This window comes from Clostridium sp. AF35-15 (assembly GCF_003477745.1).
GTDB classification, from domain to species: domain Bacteria; phylum Bacillota; class Clostridia; order Lachnospirales; family Lachnospiraceae; genus Otoolea; species Otoolea fessa.
Map to the genome: position 1 here is coordinate 50,526 of NZ_QUDY01000016.1, position 5,876 is coordinate 56,401.

Here is a 5,876-nt window from a genome sequence, read left to right on the forward strand (position 1 = left end):
GAGAAGTTGTTTGTTCGAAAAGCTGTCAGCCTGTTCTGGCAGCTTTCGATAAAATATGAAGATTGGAAGTAACTGTTCAGTAGGTCAGCAGGCAAAAATCCCATTGCCGTAGGCAATTTTTAATGGATTTTTGCGCGTGACTGTGAAGGTACTGAACAGTTACGATTGGGAAAATCAAGAAGGAGGATAAAGAAATGAGTCATAAAATTACAGTATTTCGCGGCGATGGTATCGGTCCGGAGTTAGTTGATAATGTGTTAAAGATTTTAAAAGCGGCAGATGCACCGCTGGAATATGAAATTTTCAATGTTGGTGAGGATGAGTGGAAACGCAACGGTGCTTTGATTCCAGAGGAAGCTTATGCTTCCTTCGAGCGCACCAAAATACTCTTAAAATCCCCGATTACGACTCCGGTTGGAAAAGGATTCCGCTCCCTGAATGTAACACTTCGCGGACAGTATGACCTGTATGCCAATATCCGCCCGGTTAAGTCCAACGCGGCAGTAAAAACTCCATTTGAGAATGTGGATATCGTGATTTTCCGCGAAAATACAGAAGGTCTTTATGTTGGTGTAGAGGAGCAGGTAAATCCGGATACAGTTCATGCAATTAAGATTGTTACAAGACAGGCAAGCGAGCGCATTATCCGCGATGCATTCGAGTATGCGAAAAAGAACGGACGCAAGAAAGTAACCTGTATTCATAAGGCAAATATCCTGAAAATGTCCGATGGCATGTTCCTTTCCATTTTCAAAGAGATTGCAAAGGAATATCCGGAGATTGAAGGTGATGATAAAATCATCGATAACACCTGCATGCAGCTTGTCATGAATCCAAACCAGTTTGATGTTATGGTAATGCAGAACCTGTACGGAGATATTCTTTCGGACCTGTGCAGCGGCCTGATCGGAGGCCTGGGACTCGTTCCATCCAGCAATATCGGTTCTGACTATGCTATGTTTGAGGCCGTACATGGCAGTGCACCGGATATTGCAGGCAAGCACCTGGCAAACCCGACCGCATTCCTGTGGTCTGCCTGCATGATGTTAGAGTACTTAGGTGAAAATGAGACCGCCGGACGCATCCGCAAGGCTGTGGATGAGGTTCTGGCAGAAGGCAAGCACCTGACAAGAGATCTGCATGGAACTGCAACCACCGAGGAATATGTGGACGCAGTGATTGCGAGACTGTAAAACTTCATACACGCACAGCAAAAGCCCCGGAATTTTTTGATTCCGGGGCTTTAATATATTATATTGTGCTAAACACTAAGCTTTTGCAATCTCCTGAAGGATCGCAATAATTACTTCTTCCATCCGATAGAAAGATTCCACATCTGCTTTTTCATGCGGTGTATGAACATCATAAAGATTTGCACCACAGGAAATCATATCGATATGATCTCCCAGTTTTTCTGCCAGATATCCACATTCGATTCCGGCATGAATTCCTGTGAAAACAGCATCTTTTCCAGAATACTCACGGTATGTCTTCGCACAAATATCACGAAGTTTAGATTCTTTACGATATTCCCACTGCGGATAATCACCATGGAAGGTGCAGTTCATTTCCAATGCCTTCGATAATATCTGCATTTTTTCTTTTAACTGTGCTTTTTCTAATTTTACAGAGCTTCTTCCGGAACACAGGAACTCAAGTGTTCCATCCTGAATCGTCATACTGCCTATATTAGAAGATGTCTGTACCATTTCCACATTTTCTCTGGTTCGGCTGATAACGCCGCACGGAAGAAACGTAATTGCCTCGATAATCAAATTCACCGTTTCCTTTGTAAACACAGTTACCTCTTTTTTCTGCTCTTCCTTCTCCAGGCGGAATGACAGGTTTTCTGTTTCAGAAAACTGTGCTTTCAGCATTTCTTCCAGTTTAGAGAGTTCTTTTAATAATGCCTCTTCGTCCTGACTTGATGTGTGCATAACAATCGTTCCCTTAGATGCAATTGCATTTGCTTTTCCAGGCGCATCCAGCGAAGAAATACGTGCAAATGGAGCAATATGATAAAGAATTCTTCCCACAAGCTGAATTGCATTTGCTTTTCCAAGAGCTATATCCAGACCCGAATGTCCTCCGCTTAATCCACATAATGTCAATGTATATGCAATATCTTCCGTTGAGCCCGTATATTTCAGCGGAAGAGAAAGATCGGTTCTGACTCCTCCTGCACAGCTTGTAAAGAAAACACCTTCTTCTTCTGCATCCAAATTAATCAGATAGCTTCCTTTGACATCTGTAAGTTCCAGATGCTTAACTCCCTCTAGGCCCACTTCTTCACTGGAAGTAATTAAAATCTCCAGGGCCGGAAGCGGCAGATCATTTCGATCCAGCAAATCCATTGCATAAGCAACTGCCAGTCCGTTATCAGCACCAAGAGAGGTTCCATCCGCTGATTTCAAATAACCATCTTCTTCCACAACATGGATACCATCTTCGTACTTATGAGTGCTATCTGCGCTCTTTTCATAGACAATGTCCATATGACCCTGCACAATAACCGTTGGTCCCTTATATCCAGGAATCGTTGACGGTTTCCGAATCAGCACATTATGATGGGCATCCCGTTCTGCCTGCAGGCCTCTGGCTTTTGCAAAATCGAGCAGATACTGGCTGATCGCTTCCTCGTCACCGGTTTGTCTCGGAATACGGCAGATATCTTTAAAATATTGAAGCAGCTTTTCATTTTTAGATTGTCTTTCCATAAATATAATCTCCCCGTACATACAATTTGATACGAAAATTTAGGATAAACGCTTTTGAGATAATAGGGCGCTGACAATTCTGACAGCGCCCTTTCCCAATTAGAGGTATTATTTAGGTATGTTTACTACCATTGTAATGATTAATATCCTTCAACGCCAAGTGCTTTACAGAATTTTCTTGCTTCCGGATCTACATAGATTCCGTTTTCTTCCAGCTTATAGCCATCCAGAAGAATCGTCGGTTTAGAAACAATACCATCTGTATGAGCAGCAGCATCCCAGCAAGCTCCCATTAAGCTGGCTCCCTGACTTCCGATACCCATCTCGATACATCCAAAGAGTCTCTCATCCTCAACAATACGTCCGGTAGGTTTGGTTACGCCCGGGTTAAAGCCGATGGAATAATGAGCCAGACGGAACATATTCGGGTCATTAAATTTATTCAGCCATTTTTCGAAGATAGCAGCATCTTTTCCGCCTTCTATTTTTGTTACAACACCTTTTTCCAGGGTCAGCTCTACATTGCTGTTAAGAAGACCTAATGTATCCGGTGGGAACAGAGCAGAATCAAAAATTAATTTACCATTGATAGTCTCCTCTACCGGACACCAGCTTACCTGACCGCCTAACATAACCGGATAGCCCTTCTTGGTTGCTCTCTGTCCAGAATGTTTAACGCCGCGTCCCTGATTGTAGCCAACTAAATTTGTTCCATTCTTATCCGTAACAATTACTTCATTTGAGCGATGAACTTTATCTGTCAGATACTCACCAAATTCAATCAGGACATCATAGTCAACACGGCCAACCGTATTTACCAGCATGATAACATCCATACCATTTAAGCAAGTAAATCTTGCACCATTCTCCATTGCTTTTCTAAAGCAAGGAGTATGCATAGAGCAATAGTATGCTAACTCAATCCATACATCTGCATGCACTACTGCATCTGCAACCGGGCGAATCGGTTCTTCATACGCTTTTCCGGAAGTCGGATAGTGAATAATAACCGGATTTGCACCAACTGAATATGCTGCACCTGCAACCGCCTCAACCACACGGAAATCTGCAGATGTATCAGCGGTGATAACTACATTTTCACCCTCTTTTACAAGCATGAAATCACGTACCAGTTTTAAAGCAGCACTTGTTACTTCAAATGATAAGTAAGTGTTTGACATTTCTACGCCAACCGGATATTCCATAATAAGTTCCTCCTATAATATATATTTTTATTTATTAAGTTTCTTTCCAAGGTTCATCGTGGAGCTGAAGAAGCTGTACAGGGCGGCACCGGTAATGAATCCGGCACCCAGAATATACAGTTTACTCTGTCCAAGATCACCATATTTCTTAACTACAATGTAACGAATCAAAAGACCAACGAGTACTGTAATACCAGCCATCGGAGAAGCAATCAGAAGACCGGTCGCAAATAAAACACCTAACTGACGGCCTGAACCGCCGATTGCCTGAAGAAGTGCTCCCGGGATAGCCCAGATAATCAGGTTCTTTGCTACTGCCATATTAGTTCCTGCATCAATAGTTGCCACATATACAGCATCAACCGGTGCGAGCATTCCTTTTTCAAAATATGCTTTGTAAGTAAAGAGAACAACCAGAATTGCAATTACAGCACTGACCATTTTTGCAATATACTGCTGTCTTCTTCCTTCCATCTCAAACGGAACATCTTCACCGTTGCCTCTGACAATATAACCAGATTTCAGGTCATATGCCATATCAGCAAAGGCCGGTCCGGTTGCGGAAGTAAAGCCAACCAGGATTGCCAGCTGTGCCGGCGGGAATCCAAACAGCATTCCAAGAATCAGGAAAATGAAAGCTGTTGCAAATGCCGGGAACCATCCGGAGTGCATGGCGGAGATACCAACAATCAGCTCGGAAATGATTGCAGAAAGGGCTGCAAAGATAATCCACCATACGAACATTCCAGCACTCATATCTGCCGAAAATCCACACATAATTGCCATAACAATGGATACCAGAATATATGCGCCAAAACCTTCTGCAAGGGAGAACTTCATGCTCTTTAAGCTTCTGGTAAATTCTTTCTTTTCTACCTTTCCAGTTGCAGCCTCAGCTGCTGCCGCTTCTTTTTCTTTCTTGCTCTTTTTCTGAAGAATCAGAATCATCTGGATAAGAGCAACGAATCCGGCACCAATCATGACACCATGAGGTACATAGTAATCGCCAAGTTTGATGTTGAAGAATTTCGGAGTGTATTCGGAAATCAGAAGGCCCACGCCAAATGCACCAAGAGCCCACATATTTCCAATCCAGCCTACGCCCAGGATATCGGTCGGAATACCAAAAATCTTTCCAACGATTCCGCCAACCATACCAATCATAAGGATAACGGAGTTCTTTCCCTTTTCAGCAACTGCCAGCATAGCCTCTGCTGCTGCAATACCGGGTGCCCATGCTTCTTTTGCCGGGAACATCTCTGTATCAAACACCTTATAAAGAATCGTTGCATCAATGATTACTGCTAATGAAGCACCTACCATCATTGGAATAACCAGATCATGTCTTCCTAACAGATAAGGAATACCGATGGATAAGAAAATACCGTTTGAAGCAGCGAACGTTGCACCTGACATAGCTGTCTGGACAAGGTTCTGGGTATTAATATCTTTATATTTCTGGAATATCTTCAACGGAATTCTGGCAATAATAATTGCAAACAGTGCACCGATGATGGATGTATTTGTACTGATTCCCAATCTGGCAATTAACTCGAGACCAATGATTGAACCAATCACAGAAACTAAAATATTTAACAACATAATAGCTGGATCCCATGCAGATGGGTGTTTTTTATTCATAAATTTCCTCCTTTCTTTTGTCATGCAATGAATGAATTCAGATTAGTATACTTTTTTGAAATTCACGAAAAATATTTTTCTTTGTCTTGATCTTAGCATATAAATCAAATAAAATGAAATTATGTTATTTTATAAAGTGATAAATCTGTATTATACAGACTGTAGTCTGAATTTTGGTCTACAAATTCAAGAATACCCAGGTATTCTTGCTACTAGATGTGCGTTATTTCATATCTGATATAGCCCGCCACCCACGAAATCGCCTTATACAGATATTCACGCAGAAAGGAGAGAGTATATCTGTGTTAAATTA

Annotated in this window: 4 protein-coding genes; 1 reads left to right on the forward strand and 3 read right to left on the reverse strand. The window is 42.1% G+C overall.

The window, feature by feature from the left end; genetic code table 11:
• Positions 1-194 precede the first annotated feature (194 nt).
• Complete coding sequence (locus DWZ76_RS14255; protein WP_118473021.1) at positions 195-1,193, forward strand: isocitrate/isopropylmalate dehydrogenase family protein; 999 nt, start codon at positions 195-197, stop codon at positions 1,191-1,193.
• Between the two features lie 75 nt (positions 1,194-1,268).
• On the opposite strand, the gene pepD is transcribed toward DWZ76_RS14255, so the two are convergent.
• The 3 genes from pepD to DWZ76_RS14270 all read right to left on the reverse strand — a co-directional run bounded on the left by pepD (position 1,269) and on the right by DWZ76_RS14270 (position 5,563).
• Positions 1,269-2,717, reverse strand: coding sequence for a beta-Ala-His dipeptidase (gene pepD, locus DWZ76_RS14260; protein ID WP_182426687.1), 1,449 nt, complete (start codon positions 2,715-2,717; stop codon positions 1,269-1,271).
• A 140-nt stretch (positions 2,718-2,857) separates the two neighbouring features.
• Complete coding sequence (locus DWZ76_RS14265; RefSeq protein WP_022360655.1) at positions 2,858-3,922, reverse strand: hypothetical protein; 1,065 nt, start codon at positions 3,920-3,922, stop codon at positions 2,858-2,860.
• A gap of 27 nt (positions 3,923-3,949) precedes the next feature.
• Positions 3,950-5,563 (reverse strand): OPT/YSL family transporter, encoded by a 1,614-nt coding sequence (locus DWZ76_RS14270; RefSeq protein ID WP_227589784.1) that lies wholly within the window; start codon positions 5,561-5,563, stop codon positions 3,950-3,952.
• Positions 5,564-5,876: the final 313 nt, after the last annotated feature.